The organism is Bradyrhizobium sp. WSM3983, assembly GCF_000473045.1.
GTDB lineage: Bacteria > Pseudomonadota > Alphaproteobacteria > Rhizobiales > Xanthobacteraceae > Bradyrhizobium.
The window spans coordinates 186,887-209,643 of the sequence record NZ_AXAY01000002.1 but is presented as its reverse complement, the minus strand read 5'-3'; the positions used below and the strand labels follow the sequence as shown (position 1 = coordinate 209,643).

At 65.4% G+C, this 22,757-nt stretch carries 17 protein-coding genes; all 17 read right to left on the bottom strand.

Going from position 1 to position 22,757, the window contains the following annotated elements; all coding sequences use genetic code 11:
• Positions 1-33: 33 nt before the first annotated feature.
• Positions 34-1,722 carry a DNA repair protein RecN gene (gene recN, locus YUA_RS0103890; protein WP_027529487.1) on the bottom strand — a complete coding sequence of 563 codons (1,689 nt, stop codon included), beginning with the start codon at positions 1,720-1,722 and terminating at the stop codon, positions 34-36.
• A gap of 24 nt (positions 1,723-1,746) precedes the next feature.
• Entirely contained in the window at positions 1,747-2,634 is an 888-nt protein-coding gene (locus tag YUA_RS0103885; RefSeq protein ID WP_027529486.1) for an outer membrane protein assembly factor BamD, read from the bottom strand.
• Positions 2,635-2,877: 243 nt separating this feature from the next.
• Positions 2,878-3,840, bottom strand: a complete 963-nt coding sequence (lpxC, locus tag YUA_RS0103880; RefSeq protein WP_027529485.1) for a UDP-3-O-acyl-N-acetylglucosamine deacetylase — start codon at positions 3,838-3,840, stop codon at positions 2,878-2,880.
• Positions 3,841-4,203: 363 nt separating this feature from the next.
• Positions 4,204-5,979, bottom strand: coding sequence for a cell division protein FtsZ (gene ftsZ, locus YUA_RS0103875; RefSeq protein ID WP_027529484.1), 1,776 nt, complete (start codon positions 5,977-5,979; stop codon positions 4,204-4,206).
• 87 nt (positions 5,980-6,066) lie between these two features.
• On the bottom strand, positions 6,067-7,389 hold the full coding sequence (gene ftsA, locus YUA_RS0103870; RefSeq protein WP_027529483.1) for a cell division protein FtsA: 1,323 nt from the start codon (positions 7,387-7,389) through the stop codon (positions 6,067-6,069).
• Positions 7,386-8,414: a cell division protein FtsQ/DivIB gene (locus YUA_RS0103865; protein ID WP_027529482.1), complete on the bottom strand. Its 1,029-nt coding sequence runs from the start codon at positions 8,412-8,414 to the stop codon at positions 7,386-7,388. Before YUA_RS0103865 ends, ftsA begins: the two co-directional genes overlap by 4 nt.
• A gap of 349 nt (positions 8,415-8,763) precedes the next feature.
• Complete coding sequence (locus YUA_RS0103860; RefSeq protein WP_027529481.1) at positions 8,764-9,750, bottom strand: D-alanine--D-alanine ligase; 987 nt, start codon at positions 9,748-9,750, stop codon at positions 8,764-8,766.
• A 22-nt stretch (positions 9,751-9,772) separates the two neighbouring features.
• Entirely contained in the window at positions 9,773-10,693 is a 921-nt protein-coding gene (murB, locus tag YUA_RS0103855) for a UDP-N-acetylmuramate dehydrogenase (RefSeq protein ID WP_027529480.1), read from the bottom strand.
• Positions 10,694-10,878: 185 nt separating this feature from the next.
• Complete coding sequence (gene murC, locus YUA_RS0103850) at positions 10,879-12,282, bottom strand: UDP-N-acetylmuramate--L-alanine ligase (protein ID WP_027529479.1); 1,404 nt, start codon at positions 12,280-12,282, stop codon at positions 10,879-10,881.
• A gap of 122 nt (positions 12,283-12,404) precedes the next feature.
• Positions 12,405-13,505: an undecaprenyldiphospho-muramoylpentapeptide beta-N-acetylglucosaminyltransferase gene (gene murG / locus YUA_RS0103845; protein WP_027529478.1), complete on the bottom strand. Its 1,101-nt coding sequence runs from the start codon at positions 13,503-13,505 to the stop codon at positions 12,405-12,407.
• A 172-nt stretch (positions 13,506-13,677) separates the two neighbouring features.
• On the bottom strand, positions 13,678-14,829 hold the full coding sequence (gene ftsW, locus YUA_RS0103840) for a putative lipid II flippase FtsW (protein WP_027529477.1): 1,152 nt from the start codon (positions 14,827-14,829) through the stop codon (positions 13,678-13,680).
• A 166-nt stretch (positions 14,830-14,995) separates the two neighbouring features.
• Positions 14,996-16,396: a UDP-N-acetylmuramoyl-L-alanine--D-glutamate ligase gene (murD, locus tag YUA_RS0103835; RefSeq protein ID WP_027529476.1), complete on the bottom strand. Its 1,401-nt coding sequence runs from the start codon at positions 16,394-16,396 to the stop codon at positions 14,996-14,998.
• A gap of 10 nt (positions 16,397-16,406) precedes the next feature.
• A complete protein-coding gene (gene mraY / locus YUA_RS0103830) occupies positions 16,407-17,510 on the bottom strand; it encodes a phospho-N-acetylmuramoyl-pentapeptide-transferase (RefSeq protein ID WP_027529475.1) in 1,104 nt (367 codons plus the stop codon).
• A 171-nt stretch (positions 17,511-17,681) separates the two neighbouring features.
• Positions 17,682-19,061, bottom strand: coding sequence for a UDP-N-acetylmuramoyl-tripeptide--D-alanyl-D-alanine ligase (gene murF / locus YUA_RS0103825; RefSeq protein ID WP_027529474.1), 1,380 nt, complete (start codon positions 19,059-19,061; stop codon positions 17,682-17,684).
• Entirely contained in the window at positions 19,058-20,530 is a 1,473-nt protein-coding gene (locus tag YUA_RS0103820) for a UDP-N-acetylmuramoyl-L-alanyl-D-glutamate--2,6-diaminopimelate ligase (RefSeq protein ID WP_027529473.1), read from the bottom strand. Before YUA_RS0103820 ends, murF begins: the two co-directional genes overlap by 4 nt.
• 83 nt (positions 20,531-20,613) lie before the next feature.
• Positions 20,614-22,365 carry a penicillin-binding protein 2 gene (locus tag YUA_RS0103815; protein ID WP_027529472.1) on the bottom strand — a complete coding sequence of 584 codons (1,752 nt, stop codon included), beginning with the start codon at positions 22,363-22,365 and terminating at the stop codon, positions 20,614-20,616.
• Positions 22,362-22,754: a hypothetical protein gene (locus tag YUA_RS0103810; RefSeq protein ID WP_027529471.1), complete on the bottom strand. Its 393-nt coding sequence runs from the start codon at positions 22,752-22,754 to the stop codon at positions 22,362-22,364. Before YUA_RS0103810 ends, YUA_RS0103815 begins: the two co-directional genes overlap by 4 nt.
• Positions 22,755-22,757 lie beyond the last annotated feature (3 nt).

Genomic DNA, 22,757 nt, shown 5'->3' with positions numbered 1-22,757 from the left:
GCACCGCATTGCGCTGCGTTCCGGGGGCGCAGCCTAAGCCGTCGCCGCCTTGAGCAGCCGGTCGGCAGCCGCCCTCGCCTCGGCCGTGATCTCGGCGCCGGCGAGCATGCGGGCGATTTCCTCGCGGCGGTGGTCGGCGGCGAGCGCGTTGACGCGGGTGGCGACGCGCCTGCCCTTGTCCAGCGCATCCTTGGAGATCAAGAGATGCTGGTCGGCACGGGCGGCGACCTGCGGGGCGTGGGTCACGGCCATCACCTGCACCTTGCCGGCAAGCCGTGCCAAGCGTCCGCCGATGGCATCGGCGACCGCGCCGCCGACGCCGGTGTCGATTTCGTCGAACACGAGCGTCGGTGCCGAGCCCCGATCGGACAGCACGACCTTGAGCGCCAGGAGGAAGCGCGAGAGCTCGCCGCCGGAGGCGACCTTCATCATCGGCCCCGGCTTGGTGCCGGGGTTGGTCTGCACCCAGAACTCGACGCGATCGATGCCTTGCGGCCCCGGTGCGGCCTCGTCGGTCGCGACCTGGGTCATGAATTTCGCGCGTTCGAGCTTGAGCGGGGCAAGCTCGGCGTTGACGGCCTTGTTGAGCTTCTCGGCCGATTTCTGCCGGACGAGGGACAGCTTTTTCGCAGCAGTCGCATAGCGTGCATCGGCCTCGATCGCGGCCTGCTCCAGCTTCTTCAAGCGCGAGGCGCCAGCATCGATGAGCACGACGTCGGCGGCGTACTTGGCGGCAAGCGCCGCCAGACCATCGACCGGCGTGGAATATTTGCGGGAGGCGGCGCGCAACGCGAACAGCCGCTCCTCGATGCGTTCGAGCTCGGCCGGGTCGAAATCGGTCGCGGCGAGCGCGGCCTGGAGATGCTGGTCGGCCTCCTCCAGCGCGTTGATCGCAATGTCGATCGCCTTCACCGCGGGCTCGACCAGCGCCGGCGAATTGACGCCGCGGCGTTCCAGCCGGCGCACGGCGGCCGACAGCGCCGCGACCGGCGAATTGTGGCCGCCGACGACCTCCTGCGCCTCACGCAGATCGGAGGCGATCTTCTCGCCCTGCATCATGGTGGTGCGGCGCGAGGCGAGCGAGGTCTCCTCGCCATCCTTGGGGGCGAGCTGCTTCAGCTCGTCGGAGGCGTGACGCAGATAGTCGGCCTCGCGCGCGGCGCGCTCCATGCCGGCGCGATGCTCTTCCAGCTCGGTATTGGCGGTGCGGCGCGCGTCCCAAAGGGTCTCGACGGCTGCGACGTCCTTTTCGATACCGGCAAAAGCATCGAGCAGGCGGCGATGGGTGGCGGCATCGACCAGCGCGCGCTCGTCATGCTGGCCGTGGATCTCGACCAGCGCGGCGCCGACCGCCTTCAGGGTCTGCACGCTGATCGACTGATCGTTGATGAAGGCGCGGGTGCGACCGTCGGCGAGCTGGACGCGGCGGAGAATCATCTCGCAAGACTCTGCAAAACTCGCGTCGTCCAGCCCGTTCTCGGCCAGAATCTTTGTCGCGGGGTGATTCTTCGGGATATCGAAGACGGCCGTGACCTGGCCCTGCTCCGCGCCATGGCGCACGAGGCCGGCGTCGCCGCGGCCGCCGAGCGCCAGTGCAAAGGCATCGAGCAGGATGGATTTGCCCGCACCGGTCTCGCCGGTCAAAACCGCAAGTCCGGTGGCGAATTCGATATCGAGCCGTTCGATCAGGACGATGTCACGGATCGACAGACGCGCCAGCATGGAACCAGATTTCCTAGCCGAGACCTAGAGGCCAATCTTCTTGAAGGTCTGGCTGATCCAGGACCCCTGATTCTCGCTCGGCTCGAGACCGCCGGATTTTACAAGATTATAGGCGTCCTTGTACCACCGGCTGTCGGGAAAATTATGCCCGAGCACGGCGGCGGCGGTCTGGGCCTCGCCGACGATGCCGATCGACATATAGGCCTCGGTGAGACGGTAGAGCGCTTCCTCGACATGGCGCGTGGTCTGGTACTGCGTCACCACGGCCTTGTAGCGGTTGATCGCGGCCGTGTAGTCGCGCTTCCCCATGTAGTAGCGGCCGACATTCATTTCCTTGCCGGCGAGCTGGTCGCGCGCGCCCTCGATCTTGGCCTTGGCGGAGGTCGCATATTCGGACGTCGGATATTTGCGCACCACCTCTTCCAGCGAGGCGATGGCCTTCTCGGTACGGGCCTGGTCGCGGCTGATATCCGGGATCTGATCGTAGTGCGAGGCGGCGATCAAATATTGCGCGTAAGCGGCGTCCGGGCTGCCGGGATGCAGGGTGACGTAGCGGGTCGCAGCGCCGATGCAGCTGTCATAGTCGCCGCCCTGGTAGGACGCGTAGGCCGACATCAGCAGCGATTTGCGCGCCCAGTCGGAATAGGGATGCTGGCGGTCGACCTCTTCGAACTTCTTGTTCGCCGCCTTCATGTCCTTCTTTTCGTTCATGAGGTACAGGCCCTCATTGTAGATCTTGTCGGCAGGCTCCTCGACGAAGGTGTCGTCCTTGGCGGTGAACTTGTCCCAGAGCGAGCCGGTGCCGCAGCCGGCCAACGGCAAGGCGAACAGGAAGAGCGCTGCGACCTGGAGCAGCCCACGGGCTCGCGGTGAAACCAAGAGATATCCGCGCGTCATACGCTGTGCCGACATGAATTTAAGACCTGACGCCCTGTGATGCGGTGCCCGCCAGCCCATGATCCCCGTCACGGGCGCGAAATGTGACCGTGGTGCCTGCCACGCGACCACGTCGGTGTAACCGAAAAACGATTGTAACCCATCGGATAGGCAGGCATTCCGCCCGGATTAAGGCGAAAACGCCGCAATCCTAGTCGATCATGGTTACCCGAAGTTTCCCGGACAAAACGCCGCTTGGCTGCTTGTCGCAACAGGGGGTCAGGACACGTCCGGCCCGTAGGCCGCAGCGATCCGGCCGCCGACGATACCGCTGCCGACCTCGACCACAGGACGCGTGGTGCGGCGGGCCACTTCGCCCTCGACCACCCGCCAGGCAGTACGGTCGGCAAGCAGCGCGGTGAGAACGGCGTGGTTGACCTTGTGGCCGCCACGCACCGAGCGATAGGCACCGAGCAGCGGCAAGCCGGCCAGCGCGAGATCGCCGATCACGTCCAGCACCTTGTGGCGAGCGCACTCATCGGCGTAGCGCAAGCCCTCGGGATTGAGCAGCCGCTCGTCGTCGAACACAACAGTGTTTTCGAAGGAGGCGCCGCGACCATAGCCTGCGGCCCAGAGCCGTGCCTGATCGCAGATCATTCCAAAGGTGCGCGCACGGGCGATGTCGCGGCGGAACCGCTCAGGGCTGAGATCCAGCGCGTAGTTCTGACGGCCGATCACCGGATTGCTGAAGTTGATCTCGACTTCGGCGCGGAACCCGTTCGCATAGGGCCGCAATTCACCGAAGGAATCGCCGATCGCAGCAGAAACGGGCTTCAGTACCTGGATATATCGGCGCTGCGCCGACTGCGTCACGATGCAGGCTTGATCGATCGCCGCAACGAAAGGCGCCGCACTGCCGTCCATGATCGGCACTTCGGCACCGTCGATCTCGATGGTGGCGTTATCAACGCCCATGCCGCGCAAAGCGGCCAGCACATGCTCGGCGGTGGAGACGAGCGGACCTTCACGGTCGCCCAGCACGGTCGCCAGATCGGTAGCAACCACCTGCTCTGCGGTCGCCAGCACTTCGCGATCGCGACCATCGAGGCCGGTGCGGACAAAAATAAAACCTGCATCGATCGGCGCAGGCCCAAGGGTAACGGTCACGGGAAGACCGGAATGAACGCCGACGCCGGCCACGGTGGCTTGCGCACGAAGCGTTGTTTGCCGGCTAAATTTCATCAGGAATCCGCCCCACTACGACCCACTGCGACTTATACTAGGCCCGACTGATCGATCGAGATCGACCGTCCGAATCTCCGTATCCCCAAGTCACGCCGAACCATAGTCACTGCCTCAAACAGCGCCAACTCACGCTTTTTTACCGATTGTTACCCCAAACCCGCCGTATTCGCGCCAAGGCTTAACCAAATTGCGCCGGAGTTTTGGGCCGTTATCGGCAGCTTTACTGAAGCACCGAACAAGTAATTAATGATTTAAAATCAGTTGCTTGAGCGCGCAACCCGGATATGCACGGGACCAAAGGAAAGGTCCCGGCAAGCTTCCCGCCGGGACCTTTTATCGTCTGCCTTATTGTAACAATCCTCAGGTCGCCTGCCGCCGCAGGAAGGCCGGGATATCAAGATGGTCGTCGCCCTGTGGCGCCGGCGCAACAGGCGCCGGGCGGCCATGGGCGTCGAGACCCTGCGGCGCCGGCCGGCGGGCATATTCCGACACCGGTTCGCTGGCGGCGATCTGCTGCTGCACCGTCCGCTGCGGCTTGCGCTCGGGCAGCGCCGGCATGGCGGGACTGGCAGTGCGGGCGGCGATCGGGGCCTCGCTCTCCTCGTCGCGACGGCCGAGGCCGACATTGGCAAGGCGCTGGAGCAGCGACAGGCGGGTCTTCTGCGGTGTTTCGTCTTCGACCTCGCCACGGGCCTGACGAATCTCGGCCTGGGCCGGCATCGGCAGCTCGTCGAGGCGCGGCATCCGCGGCGCGCGGGCCGGGGCACGCTCGGCCTGCGGTGGGATGAAGGTTTCCGGCGTCATCGGCTCGTGCATGGCCATCGGTGCCTGCTCGGGCTCCGGGAACAGCGTGGGCTTCTGCGCGATCGGGCGCACCGTGACGTCGCCATAGGTCTGCACCGGCGCGGGCGCCCGCGGAACGTCGGCAACGGCAGCCGCGATGGCGGCAAGCGCCGCACGCTCGACATTGGGACGCGGCGCGGCAGCCGGGATCTGCGATTCCAGCTTCTGGGCGCGCTCGGCCAGGCGCTGGTTATCGGCGCGGAGACGCGCGGTCAGGTCTGCAAGACGGCTCTCGGCAGCAGCGGCCGGAGCCGCGGGAGCCTGCTGCACCTGCGGCGCGGCATTTGCGACGGGCGCGCTGGTGCCCTGGCTGTTGCGGGCGATCGCGGCCTGCTCGATGCCGGTGGCAACGACCGAGACGCGGATCAGGCCGTCGAGCGCTTCGTCGAAGGTGGCGCCGACGATGATGTTGGCGTCCTGGTCGACTTCCTCGCGGATGCGGGTCGCGGCTTCGTCGACTTCGAACAGGGTCAGGTCCTTGCCGCCGGTGATCGAGATCAGGAGGCCCTTGGCGCCCTTCATCGAGCTATCGTCGATCAGCGGGTTGGCGATTGCAGCTTCGGCGGCGGTCAGCGCGCGCTTGTCGCCGGAGGCTTCGCCGGTGCCCATCATCGCCTTGCCCATCTCGCGCATGACGGCGCGGACGTCGGCGAAGTCGAGATTGATCAGGCCTTCCTTGACCATCAGGTCGGTGATGCAGGCCACGCCCGAATAGAGCACCTGATCGGCCATCGCGAAGGCGTCGGCAAAGGTGGTCTTCTCGTTGGCAACCCGGAACAGGTTCTGGTTCGGGATGATCAGCAGCGTGTCGACGACCTTGTGAAGCTCGTTGATGCCGGCCTCAGCGGTGCGCATGCGGCGGCCGCCCTCGAAATGGAACGGCTTGGTCACGACACCGACGGTGAGAATCCCCATCTCGCGCGCGATCTTGGCGATCACAGGAGCAGCACCGGTGCCGGTGCCGCCGCCCATGCCGGCCGTGACGAACACCATGTTGGCGCCGGAGAGATGGTCACGGAGTTCGTCCATCACCTCTTCGGCCGCGGCCGCGCCGACGACCGGCTGCGAGCCTGCGCCGAGGCCCTGCGTGGCTGCCGTGCCCATCTGCACGATGCGCTGCGCCTTCGACATCGTCAGCGCCTGCGCGTCGGTGTTGGCGACCACGAAGTCGACCCCCTGGAGGCCGGCCGTGATCATGTTGTTGACGGCGTTGCCACCGGCTCCACCGACGCCGAACACGGTGATACGGGGCTTCAACTCGTGAATATCAGGAACGTTGATGCTGATGGTCATGTTTGCCTCTCGATCACGCGCGCGTGGGTTCGCCCCGGCCGGCGGCCGCGGGAGTTGGTGACATTCGAAGATTGCGGAACCGGTTCATCAGAAGCCCTCGCGTAGCCATCGTCCGACCTTTCCAAAGTAGCCGCCCGTCCCTGTCTTGACCTGCTGCCGCGTGTGCCGCGGTTCGACATGTTCGTGGTGAACATATTGCGGGTAGACGAGAAGTCCGGCCGGCACCGCGAACGCGGCGTTCTTCGCCTCGTTGGGCAGCCGGCCGAAACCGAGCGGACGTCCGACCCGCACGGGTCGGCCGAGAATCTGGGTGCCGAGCTCGACAAGGCCGGTGAGCTGCGAGGCGCCGCCCGAGAGCACGACACGGCCCTTGGGCTCTGCCGCGAAGGGCGAATCCTTCAGCTTGTCCCGAACCATTTCGAAGACTTCCTCGGCACGGTGCTTGACGATGGTGGCGATGGTGGCGCGCGAAACGATTTGCGGCAGATCCTGGTCGTCACCGGCTGTCGGTACAGACATCAGCTCACGCGAGTCCGATCCGCCGGTGATGACGGTGCCGTATAACGTCTTGATTCGCTCGGCATCGGCAATGGTCGCCGAGAGTCCGCGCGCGAGATCCATCGTGATGTGTTGCCCGCCGACCGCAAAACCGGCCGCGTGCACGAAGCGCCCGCCCGAATAGACCGCGATCGTGGTGGTGCCCGCGCCCATCTCGACCACGGCGGCGCCGAGATCGGCCTCGTCGTCGGTGAGCACCGACAGGCCGGCCACATAGGGGCTCGCCGCCATGGCTTCGACGTTGAGATGGCAGCGTTCGACCGCCAGCATCAGGTTCCGCGCCACGGTGGCGTCGCAGGTGACGACGTTCATGTCGACGCCGAATTGATGCGCAACCATGCCGCGGGGATCGCGGATGCCCTTGACGCCATCGAGCGTGTAGCCGACCGGAAGCGCATGCAGCACGGTGCGGCCCTCACCGGTGGCGTGGCGCATGCCGGTGGAGGTGACGCGGCTGACATCGGCCGGCGTCACCGCGCCGCCACGGATATCGGCTGCGGCTTCGACCAGCTGGCCGGCGAGCCGGCCGCCGGAGACCGACAGCAGCACGGACTCGACACGTACTTTGGCCATTTTCTCGGCAAGCCCGACGGCCTGGCGCACCGCCTGCTCGCATGCGGCGAGATCGACCACCGCACCGGCCTTCATGCCGCGCGACTGGATCTGGCTGTAACCGATCAATTCGATCGCATGGGTGCGACCGCCCAAGGCTTCGCTCGGCGCCGACGGCTTCAGCCGCGCGATCATGCAGGCGATCTTGCTGGTGCCGATGTCGAGGCAGGCGACGAGGCCGCCGCGCTTGTGCGGCATTTGGCGCGTCTTCGGCGTCTGGGTGCGATCAAGACCGGTCATGCGGCGTCCCCGGCCTTCTTTTTCTTCTTGTCCTTGAACAGGTCCTCGCGCGCCTTGGCGGCGTCGTCGGACAGCTGCACCACCAGACGGTCGGGCAGGCGCATGTCGATCGCGACGATGTCCTTCGAGAACAGCCTGTCGTCCTTGTCGAGCTTGGAGAGCGCGGCGAGTGCGTTGCCGACATCCTGCTCGGGCAGGCGAACATCGAGGCCGTCCTTCAGCCTCAGGTTCCAGCGCCGCTCACCGACATAGATCGCGGCTTTGGTCACCGAGTTCACCTGCGGATAGCGCGCGAGCAGCGCGAGGAAGTCGCGAGCCTGGGTGTCGGCGCCCCTCCCGACCACGAGCGGCAGCGACAGGAACCGGCGCGACACATAGGGCTCGAGCAGCGCGCCGTCGTCCGCGATGACGGAGAGCCGGCCGGCCTCCTGCCACAGTGCGAACGCCTTGCGCTCGGTGATCTCGATCATGAGCTGGCCCGGATAGAGCTTCAGCACGGTCGCATCCGCGATCCAGGGATTGGCCTTGAGCTTGTCGCGCACGCCATCGGCATCGAGGAACAGGAGCGAAGAGCGGCCGCTGACGCCGCCGATCGCGAGGATCTCGTCCTGGCTGAGCTGCTTGCGGCCATTGATCATGACGTTGGTGATGCGGAAGCCGGCCGAATTGGCCATGGCGTTGCGCGCGTCACTGACCGCAGTGATGAAATCCTGGAGATGGCCGCCCTTGACGATGCCGAGGCCGCAGCTGCCGATCAGCAGCAGCACAGTCATGCTGATCCCGACCCGGCGCGGCAGATAGCGCTCGACCAGCGCGACCACGCGCGGCGGCGGCTCGCGTTCGATGACAGCCTTGGCCTTGATCTTCTGCTTGATCTTTTCCTTGGCGGCGGAGCGTTTGTCCTCACGCCTGTCCTGCACCCACTCGCGCAGAAGCACGACCGCTCCGATAGCGGCCGCCTTCAGGTCAGCTTGGGGCCTCAGCGATCTCAAAAACGACCGGGTGAGGCTTCCTGCACCATCCATTGCACGAGCTCGTCAACAGTTTGCCCGCGACGTCCCGCGGGTCCTGGCAAACATGACGTCTCGGACGTGCCGGGCCGGGTGATGGTCTTCGGCTGAAGAAACCGCTCCCCTTCAAGACGTTCGCTGGTGTCGGAAATATCCGCAACAGTTCACGCGCCGGCAGCCAAAACGTCACATGCGCCGCCAGCGTTAACCTTCGGACTTCCTGGTAAACAAAAGGTAAAGTTCGTTAACGGAGAATGCTTTTTGCCCAGCTCCGTGAGGCTGTTATGCCACGATGTCCGGCATTTTACCGGTTTTGGGCACCAAATCGGCCGTTTTCGCCCGGTCAGCCGTTAACCAATCCTAACTATTTCCGCACCCGCCGCCCGGCGAGCTCGATCAGGCCGTGCAGGAAGTCGACGAATGCGATGCCCTCGGCCTTCAGCGCCTTGGGGTAGAGCGAGGACTTGGTCAGCCCGGGCAGCGTGTTGGTTTCGAGATAGACGAGGCCCTTGTCCGAGACGATGAAGTCGGAGCGGGAATAGCCGCTGCAGGACATCGCCTGATGTGCCAGCATGGCCTGGGTCTTGAGGGCTGCGGTCACCTCGGCGGAGAAACGGCCCGGGCAGATCTCCTGGGTCGACTTCAAAAGATATTTTGCGGCGTAGTCGAAATTGCCCTCGCCCGGGATGATCTCGATCGGCGGCAGCGAGATGATCGATCCGTCGGTGCGTTCCAGCACGCCGCAGGTCGCCTCGACGCCGGCGATATAGGGCTCGATCACATATTCTTCGTGCCTGGCGGCATTGCGGACCGCGACGAGATCCTGCTTGGCGTTGACGAAAATCAGGCCATAGCTCGACCCATCGCGCGCCGGCTTTGCGATCAGCCTTCCATATTCGGCGAAGGCGTCATCGATGTTGTCCAGCGCAATGTTTGCCGGCGGCGTCACACCGCCGAGCGCGGCAAAGCGCTTGGCCGCGATCTTGTCGAAGGCGAGATGCGAGGAGGCCGAGCCGGAGCCGGTGAACGGCACGCCGCGCGCCTCGCACATCACCTGCAATTCGCCGTTCTCGGCGCACCCGCCATGCAGGCTGAGCACCAGGACGCGATCTTCCGCCCTGGCTTGGTCGAGCGCCTGCGCCAGCGGAATGCCTGATGTGCCAGGCTTGAACTCGTCCTCGAAGGGACGGGCATGTTCGATCAGCTGCCTGGACTGCACGACATGCACCGTGTCCTCGACATCCCACCACCAGAGATCGGCCTCGGGCAGCGCCTGATGCAGCGCCTGGGCTGAAGCGACGGAAACCAGACGCTCGCGGTTGGAGCCGCCAAAGAGGATGGTGATGCGCATGTTCTCTCGTCGCCTGTCCAGGTTAGCCGGGAATCCCAATCCGCTTGATTTCCCAGTGCAGCTCAATTCCGGATTTCGCCTTGACCCGTTCGCGCACGGTCTCGCCCAGCGTCTCGATGTCGTGCGCGGTGGCGTCGCCCGTGTTGATCAGGAAGTTGCAGTGCATCTCGGAGACCTGCGCACCGCCGACGCGCAGGCCACGGCAGCCGGCGGTATCGACCAGCTTCCAGGCGGAATGGCCGGGCGGGTTCTTGAAGGTCGAGCCACCGGTCTTTTCGCGGATCGGCTGCGCAGTCTCGCGATGGCTCTGCACCTCCGCCATCCGCGCGCGGATCGCCTCGGCATCCCTGATCTCGCCGCGAAAGCGGGCGGAGGTGAAGGTGATGGAGGGGTCAACGCCGCTGTTGCGGTAGACGAATTTCATGTCGGCGTTGGAGAAGACGTGCTTGGTGCCGTCGCGGCCAACGCCGCGCGCCTCGATCAGCACGTCCTTGGTCTCGCCGCCATTGGCGCCCGCATTCATGCGCAGTGCGCCGCCGATCGTGCCGGGAATGCCGAAATAGAATTCGAGCCCGCCGATGTTTGCGCCGGCCGCGACCTCCGCGACGCGCTTGTCGAGCGCGGCCGCACCCGCGGTGACGACGTCGCCGCTCGCAATGGCCTCGCCAAAAGCGCGCGGCGCCAGCCGGATCACCACGCCGGCAATGCCGCCATCGCGGACGATGAGGTTGGAGCCGACGCCGACGACATACACGGGGATGTCGCCGGCCAGTTGCGCGAGGAAATAAGCGAGATCATCCTCATCCGCCGGCGTGAACAGCACCTGCGCCGGACCGCCGACGCGAAACCAGGTCAGCTCGGCCAGCGACTGGTTGGCCAGCATCCGCCCGCGCAGATCCGGCATCGCGGCTTTGAGGGCGGACGTGATGTCGGGGAAGCTCATGCCGTCGCCTCGCGTGAGGGACGCACACTCTCTTCGTTCCCTCCCCCCTTGTGGGGGAGGGTCAGGGAGGGGGGTAGCCCCAAGCGAGATCGGAGTTTGTGGCTACCCCTCTCCCCCGCCCTCCCCCACAAGGGGGGAGGGAGCGCAGTGTGCCGTGCCGCGAGCAATGCAATCAACGTCATCACCTACCCTAGCGCCTTCAATTCGCCGGGCAGCGCATAAGCCCATTGCGTGATGTTGCCAGCACCGAGGCACACGACGAGATCGCCTGACTTCGCCACGCCCTTGACGATGTCCGCGAGCTCCGATGCCCCCGGCAGCGGGATCACCTCGCGGTGACCATGCGCGCGCAGGCCAGCGACGAAATGATCGCGGTCAATCCCGTCGATCGGCGTCTCGCCAGCTGCGTAAACGTCTGCGACGACCACCGCGTCGGCATCGTTGAAGCAGGTGCAGAATTCCTCGAACAGCGATTGCAGGCGGGTGTAGCGATGCGGTTGCACCACGGCGATGATCTTGCCGTTGGTGGATTCCCGCGCCGCCTTCAGCACCGCTGAGATCTCGACGGGATGATGGCCGTAATCGTCGATCACGGTGACGCCGTTCCATTCGCCTGTTTTGGTGAAGCGCCGCTTGACGCCGCCGAAGCCGGCGATCGCCTTGCGGATCGCGTCATCTGAAACGCCAAGCTCGCGCGCGACCGCGATCGCAGCTGTCGCGTTGGAGGCGTTGTGGCGCCCCGGCATCGGCAGCACGAGATCGGCGATCTCGTGCACGGCGCCCGTCTTGCGATCGTGGAACGCGACCTTGAATTTTGATCCGCCGCCCATTGGGATCAGGTCAAGAAGCCGCACATCAGCCTGCGGGTTCTGGCCGTAAGTGATGATGCGGCGATCCTCGATCTTGCCGACGAGGGTCTGCACGACGGGATGATCGATGCACATCACGGCAAAGCCGTAGAACGGCAGGTTCTCGACGAAATGCCGGAACGCGTCCTGCACGGCGTCAAACGTCTTGAAGTGGTCGAGATGCTCGGGGTCCACATTGGTGACGATCGCCACGTCCGTCGGCAGTTTCAGGAACGTACCGTCGCTCTCGTCGGCTTCCACCACCATCCAGTCGCCGGCGCCGAGCCGCGCGTTGGACCCATAGGCGTTGATAATGCCACCGTTGATCACGGTGGGGTCAAGGCCGCCGGCATCGAGCAGGGTTGCGACCATCGTGGTCGTCGTGGTCTTGCCGTGCGTGCCGGCGATCGCGACGCAGCTCTTCAGCCGCATCAATTCGGCCAGCATCTCGGCACGGCGCACCACGGGAATGCGCCGCTCGCGCGCCGCCATCAATTCGGGATTGTCGCGCTTGATCGCGGTGGAGACGACGACGACCTCGGCCCCGTCGACATTCTCGGCCTTGTGGCCGACCGAAACCTTCGCGCCCTTCTTGCGCAGGCGGTCGAGATTGTAATTGTCGGAGGCGTCCGAGCCCTGCACGGCGTAGCCGAGATTGACCAGCACCTCGGCGATGCCGCTCATGCCGATCCCGCCGATCCCGACGAAGTGGATGGGTCCGATCTCGCGCGGCAGTCTCATGCTCTGTTCCCTGACCTCGCCGCCTTGCGCAGGCGGCATCTGGCAAAGGTCACGGCCAAATCAGCCGCGCCGTTCTTACTGGATGCCCCGCTTTAGAAGGTGAAGACAAGGGCTTTTTCGCGTCAGATTCCCGCGACTTTGACCACCAGATCGGCCAGCCGCTCGGCGGCATCGAGCCGGCCGGCGCCGCGCGCGGCCTCAGCCATGGCGGCAAGGCGCGCGGGCTCGGCCGCAAAACCGGAGATCTCGGCGGCGAGACGATCGGAGGTGAACTCGGTCTGCGGGATGCGGATGGCGCCGTCGACCTTGGCCAGCACGCCGGCATTGGCGAACTGGTCCTGGTCGATCGCGCCCGGCAGCGGCACCAGGATCGAGGGACGTCCGATCGCGGCGAGCTCGGCCACGGTGCCGGCGCCGGAGCGCGACACCACCAAATGGTTGGACGCGAGCCGCGCCGGCAAATCCGTGAAGAACGGCGCGAGCTCGGCATTGATCTTGAGCTTGTCGTAGACCGTACGCACGCGGGTCATGTCTTCATCGCGCACCTGCTGGGTCAGGATGAGCCGGCTCCACAGCGCGGGCTCGAGCCGCTCGATCGCGCCCGGCACAATGTCGGCCATGATGCGCGCGCCCTGGCTGCCGCCGACGACGAGCAGACGCAGCGGGCCATTCACTTCGGGTACGGCATATTGCACCGCCGCTGCCGCGAGGACCGCCGGCCGCATCGGCGTGCCGACCGTCGTGGTCTTGCCCGCCAGGGCCGGATCGCGGTCGAGCACGCCCGGCAGCGATGTCGCGATGGCGCGAACCCGGCTCGACAGGAAACGGTTGGCGCGGCCAAGCACGGCATTTGCGTCATGGATGATGCTGGGCACGCCCGCGAATTTTGCCGCGACCAGCGGCGGCAATGTCGGATAGCCGCCAAAGCCGACAACCGCGGCGGGCTTCAACCGCTTGATCAGGCGGTAAGCGGACAGCGTGCCGGTGACGAGCATGAGGCCGGCATAAGCGAGCTGAAGCGGATTGCGGCCGCGCGCGGTCTCGCTGGCGACGACGTCGATCATGTCCTTGGTGAACAGCCCGCCATAGCGCCATGCGCGCTCGTCCGTGACGAGGCGCACGCGAAAGCCGCGCCGGATCAGCTCGACGCCGAGCGCCTCGGCCGGAAACAGATGGCCGCCGGTGCCGCCTGCGGCGAGAAGAATCAAGGGGGATGTGTCCATGGCAGGCGTTTTACAGGGAGTTTTCGGTCATTGCGAGCCGGGTGCACGTGCCCCGGGCGCACGCCGCACCTTGCGGCGTGGTGCGCTGCTGAACCGGGGCCCATGCCAGCCGCATTTCTGGGTCCCGGCTCTGCGCTCCGCTTCGCTGCGCTTGTCCGGGACACGAGACCTGTCACGCGTAGCTGCGCATCGCCTCTGCGTGCCCGCTTGCCTCGACCTCGGTGCGCGGGCGCAATCGCGTCAGGGCCAGCATCATGCCGACGCCATAAGACAGCGACACGATCGAGGAGCCGCCGTAGGAAATGAACGGCAGCGTCATGCCCTTGGCGGGGATGAGCTGAAGGTTGACCGACATGTTGATCGCTGCCTGAACGCCGAACAGGATCGCAAGGCCCGAAGCCGCAAAGCGCGAGAACATGTCCTCATTGGCATAGGCGCGTGACAGCGTGCGGATGACGACGAAGGCGAACAGCGTCAGCATCGCCAGGCACAGGATGATGCCGAACTCTTCGGCGGCGACCGCGAACACGAAGTCGGTGTGGCTGTCCGGCAGGCTGCGCTTGGCGATGCCCTCGCCCGGTCCGAGGCCAAACCAGCCGCCGTTGTAGAAGGCTTCCATCGCGGTATCGACCTGAAACGTGTCACCGGAGCCCGGGTTCATGAAGCGCTTGATGCGTCCTGCCACGTGCGGAACAAACAGATAGGCGCTGAACAGGCCGGCTGCGGCAGCCCCGGCTAGGCCGAACACCCAGATCATGCGCATGCCCGCGATGAAGAACAGCGCGCCCCACACCATCAGGATCAGCATGGTCTGACCGAAATCCGGCTCCATCACCAGCAGCGACACCAGCATCAGCAGCAGCACCAGCGCCATCGAGGTCGCCGGCATCTCCGGCCGCTTGGTCGATTCCGCGAACAGCCACGCCGCGATGACGACAAACGAGGGCTTGGCGATTTCGGAGGCCTGGATGTTGACGCCGAGCAGCGTGATCCAGCGCCGGGAGCCCTTGACCTCGGGGCCGATCGCGAGCGTCACCACGATCAGGATGATGCTGATGGTGAAGATGATCAGCGCGCTTCGCCGGATCGCGCGCGGCGACAGGAAGGAGACGCCGACCAGCACCATGAAGGACGGCGCCAGGAACATCACGTGCCGGCTGAAGAAGTGGAAGGGATCGAGCCCGATGCGGGTCGCGACCGGCGGGCTCGCCGCCAGCGACAGGATGACGCCGGTCAGCATCAACACCAGGATCGCGCCGAGCAGCGGCTTATCGACGGTCCACCACCACTCGGTAAAGGGGGTGCGTTCTTCACGGGAGAGCATGGGCGACCGCTTTCGGACAGAGGTCCGTCCATTGGTCGCCGAGGTTGGTTACCGGGGGGTTAAGGGAGCGTGGATGTTTCGAATTGTAGGATGGGTAGAGCGAAGCGAAACCCATCAATTCCACGGGAGCGATGGGTTTCGCTTCGCTCTACCCATCCTACGGACCTCACACCACCGGCTTCACGCCCGGCAGCGCCTGCACCAGCTCGCGGAACCTGGTGCCGCGGATTTCGAAGTTGCGGTACTGGTCGAAGGAGGCGCAGGCCGGCGACAGCAGCACGACCGCGTCCGTAAGGCCCGATGCTTCCGCATCGCGCGCGGCGTGCTCGACGGCGACGTCTAGCGTCTGGCTGATCTCGTGCGCGACCTCGCTGCCCAGCGTTCCCGAAAACTCCGGCGCGGCTTCGCCGATCAGATAGGCTTTTCGGATGCGCGGAAAGAAGCCCGTGAGGCTCGTGATGCCGCCCGCTTTCGGCTTGCCGCCGGCGATCCAGAAAATGTCGGCAAAGGACGACAGCGCATGCGCGGTGGCGTCGGCGTTGGTGCCCTTGGAGTCGTTGACGAACAGCACATTGCCGCGGCGGCCGACCTGCTCCATGCGATGCGCGAGGCCGGGAAAGCTGCGCAGACCATTCTGCAAGACATCAAGGCTCATGCCCATCGCGAGCGCCGCAGCGGCAGCGCACGCCGCATTCTGCGCATTGTGCAGGCCGCGCAGCGAACCAATGCCGCCGAGCGTGGCGATTTCGCTGCGGGCGCCGCCCGCGGTGCGCACGATGGTGCCGTGCTCGACATGGATGCCGCTCGCCAACGGATTCCTGACGGAGATGCGCACCACATTCTTGCCGGCGCGGTCGAGCCGGTCGGCAATGTCGCGGCAAAAGCCGTCGTCGACGCCGACGATCGATGTGCCGCCTGCCTGCACGCCCGCAACCAGGCGCTCCTTCACCGCAGCGTAATGTTCGATCGCGCCGTGACGGTCGATGTGGTCTTCGCTGACATTGAGCAAAATGCCGACCGAGGGATCGAGCGAGGGCGCGAGGTCGATCTGGTAGGACGACATCTCGATCACATGGACGCGGCCCATGCGCGGCGGCTCCAGCGACAGGATCGCGGTGCCGATATTGCCGCCCATCTGGGTGTCGTAGCCGGCTACCTTTGTCAGATGCGCGATCAAAGCCGTGGTGGTCGACTTGCCGTTGGTGCCGGTGATGGCGACGAATGGCGCGTTCGGTGCGTGACGGCGCCGCTCGCGGCAAAATAGCTCGATGTCGCCGATCACCTCGACACCCGCCTCTCGCGCTTTCAGCACGCTCCAATGCGGCACCGGATGCGTGAGCGGCACGCCGGGCGCGAGCACGAGGCTAGCGAAATTCGACCACGAGACGTTGCGCAAATCTGCGGTGATGAAACCGGCCTGCGCCGCCTTGGCGACGTTCTCGGCATTGTCGTCGGCGGCGATCACTTCGGCGCCACCGGCCTTCAACGCGTGGCAGGAGGCGAGCCCAGAGCCGCCGAGGCCGAACACCGCGATCGTCTTGCCGGCGAAGGATGTAACCGGGATCATCGTGATACCGTCAGCGCAGCTTCAGCGTGGAGAGGCCGGCGAGAGCCAGCATCACCGAGATGATCCAGAAGCGGATCACGATCTGCGGCTCGGTCCAGCCGAGCTGCTCGAAATGGTGGTGGATCGGCGCCATGCGGAAGATGCGCTTGCCCGTCAGCTTGAACGACACCACCTGCACGATGACGGAGACCGCCTCCAGCACGAACAGGCCGCCGATCACCGCGAGCACGATCTCGTGCTTCACCGCGACCGCGATCGAGCCCAGCATGCCGCCGAGCGCGAGCGAGCCGGTGTCGCCCATGAAGATGGAGGCCGGCGGCGCGTTGAACCAGAGGAAGCCTAGTCCTGCGCCCAGCAGCGCGCCGCACAGCACCGCAAGTTCGCCGGTGCCGGCGACATATTTGATCTGGAGATAGTCGGCGAACACCGCGTTGCCGGCGAGATAGGCGATCATCGCAAAGCTCGCGGTCGCGATCATCACGGGCACGATGGCGAGGCCGTCGAGACCGTCGGTGAGGTTCACCGCATTGCCGGCGCCGACGATGACGAAGGCGCCGAACACGATGAAGAACCAGCCGAAATGCAGCATGGTGTCCTTCAGGAAGGGAATCGTCAGCGCGGTCGACGCAGGATCGCGGTTCAGCCGCACCAGCGCATAGCAGGCGACCAGCGCGATGACCGCCTCGATCAGCAGGCGAAGCTTGCCGCCGAACCCGCTCGTGGTCTGCTTGGTCACCTTGAGGTAATCGTCATAGAAACCGACGAAGCCGAAGCCGAGCGTCACCGCAAGCACGATCCAGACATAGGGATTGAGCGGATTGCACCACAGCACCGTGCCGACCGTGAGGCCGGACAGGATCATCAGCCCGCCCATGGTGGGCGTGCCCTTCTTGGCCAGATGCGATTGCGGACCGTCGGTGCGGATCGGCTGACCCTTGCCCTGGCGGATGCGCAAATGATCGATGATCCAGGGCCCGAACAGGAACACGAACAGCGCGCCGGTGACGACGGCGCCGCCGGTGCGGAAGGTGATGTAGCGAAAAACGTTCAGAACGGTGCGTACTGCACCGAAGCCCGGAAATGTGTTGGAGAGTTCGATCAGCCAGTAAAACATTCAGACGGTCCTATGGCGCCTTTCGCACGCAGGCTCTTTCAGACGTAGATTTCGCCTCACGCGCATTCGCTGGTCTTCATCATCGGTCGGGCGACCTCTAAGAAACCTGCCGGCTTCGCGCCGCAAAACGGTGGCAAAACGGTGGGATTCGGGAACAGCGCCTTAAGCAGTTTACGCCTTTGCCTGCAAGGCGGCCACTAGGCCCGGCACAAACTTGTTGACCCAGAACATCTTCTTGCTGCCCTTGACAACCACGACATCGCCTGCCTTCAACAGGCCCGCGACCTCGCCCGGCTTTAGCGTGGCGGGATCGTCGTGCCAGCCGAGCCCCTTCCCGGCGGGAAGCGCGTCATAGAGGTGCCGCATCAGGGGCCCAACGCAATAAATGCCGTCGATGCCGTCGAGATGCGTGGTCAGCGCGGTGTGGTAGCTTCGTGCGTCGTCGCCTAGTTCCAGCATGTCGCCCAGCACCGCAATGCGGCGGCCGCCGGTCATGTTGCGCGCCTGGAGGCTTTGCAGCGCAGCAGCAACGCTCGCCGGATTACCGTTAAAGCTGTCGTCGATCACGGTGACACCGCCGACTGCCTGCTCCACGCCGCGGCCACTCATGATGCCGACGCGGTCGAGCTTGATCGCAAGCGTCGCGACATCGAGATGCGCGGCGTGAACAGAAGCGAGCGCGGCGAGCGCATTCTGCACGCGGTGCGGCGCCCCCGGCGTGAGGCTGAAGGCGATCTCCTTCTTGCCGATCGCGGCCACGACCTGCCAGCTCTCGCCATGCGGGGCGTGCGTCACCTCGTGCACCTCGGCCTTCTCGCCAAAGCGCACCACCTTGCCCTTCCATTCGGATGCCTTGAGCCCTGCCGGCAGCACCAGCACACCATCCTCGGGCAGGCCGAGCGCGATCGACACCTTCTCGCGGCGGATCGCGTCGAGCGAGCCGAGCTTCTCCAGATGCACCGGCTGGACGTTGACGACGAGCGCCACCGTCGGCCGCGTCAATTCACTGAGCCGCGCGATCTCACCGGTCTGGTTCATGCCCATCTCGACGACCCAGAGGCTGGCATCGGGCCGCGCATTGCACAGCGTCAGCGGCATGCCCCAGAAATTGTTGAAGCTCGAAGGGCTCGCATAGGCATTGGGATAGGCAGCCAGAAACTCCTTGGTGCTGGTCTTGCCGGCACTGCCGGTCAGCCCGATCACCGGCCCGTTGAAACGCGCGCGTGCGGCGCGGGCGAGGCCCCAGAGGCCGTCGATCAACGTGTCCTTCACGACGATCTGCGGAATTTGAACGCCCGCGATCTCATGCGGCACGATCATCGCGACCGCACCTGACGCTTCCGCCTTGTCCGCGAACTCCCAGCCGTCGCGTGCGCTGGCGAAGGCCGAGATGAAGCCGCCGCTCGGCGTGCCGGATAGCGCCACGAACAGGCTGCCGGGCTTCACCAGGCGGCTGTCCTGGGTGACGAAGTCGATCGCCGTGTCCGGGAATGATCCGGTCGCGCCGAGCGCACGCGCCACCTCGGCAACCGTCCATAGTGGCCCGCTCATGCGACCCTCGATGCTAATGCGGCGGCAACCGCCTCGTGATCACTGAACGGCAGGACCTCACTGCCGACGATCTGCCCGGTCTCGTGGCCCTTGCCGGCAACGAGCAGCGCGTCGCCATCTTCCAGTTCCTCGATCGCGGCGCGGATCGCAGCCGCGCGGTCACCAATTTCGCGCGCACCCTTGGCGGTGGCGAGGATCGCGGCGCGAATGGCTTCCGGCTTCTCGCTGCGCGGATTGTCGTCGGTGATGATGACACGATCGGCATGTTCAGCCGCGATTTCGCCCATGATCGGCCGCTTGCCGGCGTCGCGATCGCCGCCGGCGCCGAACACGACGATCAGCCTGCGCTTCGCATAGGGACGCAGCGCCTGCAGCGCCTTCGCCAACGCATCGGGCTTGTGCGCATAGTCGACGAAGATCGGCGCGCCGTTGCGCTCGCCGACGCGCTCGAGCCGGCCCTTGGCGCCTTCGAGATGTTCCAGGCTCGCAAACACGTTGGCCGCATCGCTGCCGGTGCCGATGGCAAGACCGGCCGACACCAGCGCGTTCTCGATCTGGAATTCGCCGACCAGCGGCAACCGGACCGCATAGCGCTTGCCACGATGTTCGAGTGCGAGCTTTTGCGAAAAGCCTTCGACCGCGGCTTCGGTGAGGCGGATGCCCTCACCCGCCCCGTCGCCGTGACGGCCGACCGCCATCACGCGCAGACCGCGCGACTTGGCGGCATCGATCGCCTCCGCCGAGCAATCATGATCAGCCGAGATCACCGCGGCGCCGCCGGGTGGCACGAGCTCGCGGAACAGCCTGAGTTTTGCCGCGAGATAATGCGCGACGGTCGGATGATAATCCATGTGGTCGCGCGAGAGATTGGTGAAGCCTCCGGCGGAGACGCGCACACCGTCGAGACGATATTGATCGAGGCCGTGCGACGACGCTTCAAAGGCGAGATGCGTCACGCCCTCGCGCGCGATCTCATCGAGCTGCCGGTGCAGTGCGATCGGATCCGGCGTCGTCAGCGAACCGTAAACGGTGCGCTTCGGCGAGACGAGGCCGATGGTGCCGATGCTGGCCGAGGCGTGGCCAAGCCGCTCCCAGATCTGGCGCGTGAACGCGGCAACCGAGGTCTTGCCGCTGGTTCCGGTTACCGCCGCGATCGTCGCGGGCTGGGTCGGGAAGAATCTTGCTGCAGCCAGTGCGAGCGCGCGGCGCGGATTGGCGACAGGGATGAACGGCACCTTGCTGCTATCAGGCGCGTGATCGCCGACCACAGCCACGGCGCCGGCGGCGATGGCAGCATCGATAAAGCGCGAGCCGTCGGTCTTGCTGCCGGCGAGCGCAAAGAAGAGATCGCCCGGCTTGACCACGCGGCTGTCGAGCGCAACGCCGCTCACCTCGAGCGCCGCGACAGCGGGCTCGATCGCGGCATCGTTGCCCAAAACGTCCTGACCCAAGAGTTCACGCAGCTTCATGGTCTTCCAGTCGACATGCCGCGCCGGAAAGCCGAATCGTCAGGAAAAGCCGAATCAGCACCGGCGATGGCCACACCAGTTGATTACTGGGTTGTCCTGGATGCTGCAAGAATAAGGCGGTCCGCGGGCGGCAGGTCGTAGCGGGGCTCGATGCCGAGGAGCGGCCCGATGCGGCTAATGACGTTGCCGGCGGTCGGAACGGCGTTCCAGCCTGAGGTGATCAAGCCGTAGGTTTCCTTCAGCGGCTGCGGCTCGTCCAGCATGATCAGCAGCTGGTATTTCGGCTTGTCGGCCGGCAGGATCGCGGTGAACGCGGTCAGTACCTTCTTCTTGGCATAGCGGCCGTTGACCACCTTTTCGGCAGTGCCGGTCTTGCCGCCGATATAGTAACCGGGAACGTTGGCCCTCTTGGCGGTGCCGATCTCGGCATTCAGCCGCATCAGGAAGCGCATCTTGTCCGAGGTCTCGGGCTTGATCACACGCTTGGCGATCGCGCGGGCTTCTTCCTCGGAGCGCTTGAGGAAGGTGGGGGGAATCAGAAGACCGCCATTGGCGAGCGCGCTGACGCCCATCACCGCCTGCAAGGGAGCCACCGCTATGCCATGGCCGAACGCGATGGTGATGGTGTTCAGATCGCTCCAACGCCGCGGCAGGATCGGCGAGGCGCTCTCCGGCAACTCGGTGCGCAGCCGCTCCATCTGGCCCATCTTGCGCAGGAACGCCTTGTGCGCTTCCACCCCCTGCGACAGCGCAATCCGCGCCGCGCCGACGTTGGAGGAAAAGGTGAACACCTCTTTCATGTTCAGGAAACGGCCCTTCGGCTCGTCGTCATGGATCGCGAACTTGCCGTAGTGCAGCGGCCCGCGCGCGTCCCACAGCGAGTCGAGACCATACTTGCCAGTGTCGAGCGCCATCGCGAGCGTGAAGGCCTTGAAGGTCGAGCCCATCTCGTAGACGCCCGTGGTCAGGCGGTTGATGCGGTCCGGGTCGTGCGCTTCCTTCGGATTGTTCGGATCGAAATCCGGCACCGAGACCATCGCGATGATTTCGCCGGTGTTGACGTTTGTGACAAGCCCTGAGGCCGCCTTGGCGTGGAATTTCTCCTTTGCCTTCAACAACTCGTCGCGCAGCGCATGCTCGACGCGTAAGTCCACAGACAGCTCGACCGGCTTCTGCAAGCGGTCGGTGGCAAAGCCGGCACGGTGGAGATCGGCGAGCCCTTGATTGTCGAGCCACTTCTCCATGCCGGCGATGCCCTGGTTGTCGATGTTGACCAGACCGATGAGGTGGGCGACCTCGTTGCCGGTCGGATAGACGCGTTTGTTCTCGCGCAGGAAGCCGATGCCGGGCAAGCCGAGCTTGTGGATGTCCTGCTGCTGCTTCGCCGTGATCTCGCGCTTCAACCAGACGAACCCCTTGCGCGTCGACAGGCGCTCGCGCACCTCGGCTTCGTCGAGGTCGGGCACCGTCGCGGTCAGAAGCTCGATCGCCTCGTCCTTGTCGATGATGCGGCGCGGCTCGCCGAACATGCTGGCCGCCTTGACGTCGGTTGCCAGAATCGCGCCGTTGCGGTCGACGATGTCGGGCCGCGCGGTCGCAACCACTTCCTGCGAGGCGGCGCGCCGCGCGCTGTGGGCGTCGGCGCCGATCGCGAACATCACGAGCCGGCTGCCGATCAGGGCATAGACCAGGGCAAAAGCCAGCATCGCCAGGCCGACGCGCGCGCGCGCCTTCGCGGCCCGATCGACATTGCGCCCGTAGAGCAGGCTGCGGATCAGGCGCTGCCGCCAGGGCTCAGCTGGCCGCTCGGTGGGTTTGGCCGGAACAGCGCTCATTGCTTGTCCTCGGGCTGAGGCACCGAGCCCGTCACGCTCTCCGGATCGCTCGCGGCTTCGATGGTGTTGATCATGGACCCGATCGGATCAGGCTCCCCCGGCCTGAACATCCGCGGCGGACGGTCCGGCAGGTTCTTCAATGAATCATATTGCGTGCCGTTGACGGGCTTGAGCGGCAGATGCCGCTCGACGAGACCCTGCAGGCGCAGCGGCGCATCGAGCTTGGCCCATTGGGAGCGCAGCTGCGCGATCGCGTCGCGCTGCTCGCGGATTTCCGCGTGCAGCCGCAGCACCTTCTCGGTGCGGGCGGTGGAGTCCATCTTGATCCGGTAGACATAGGCGGCCGCGAAGATCAGCGCGCCGATGACGAGAAGGTGTATGAAGCGCATACG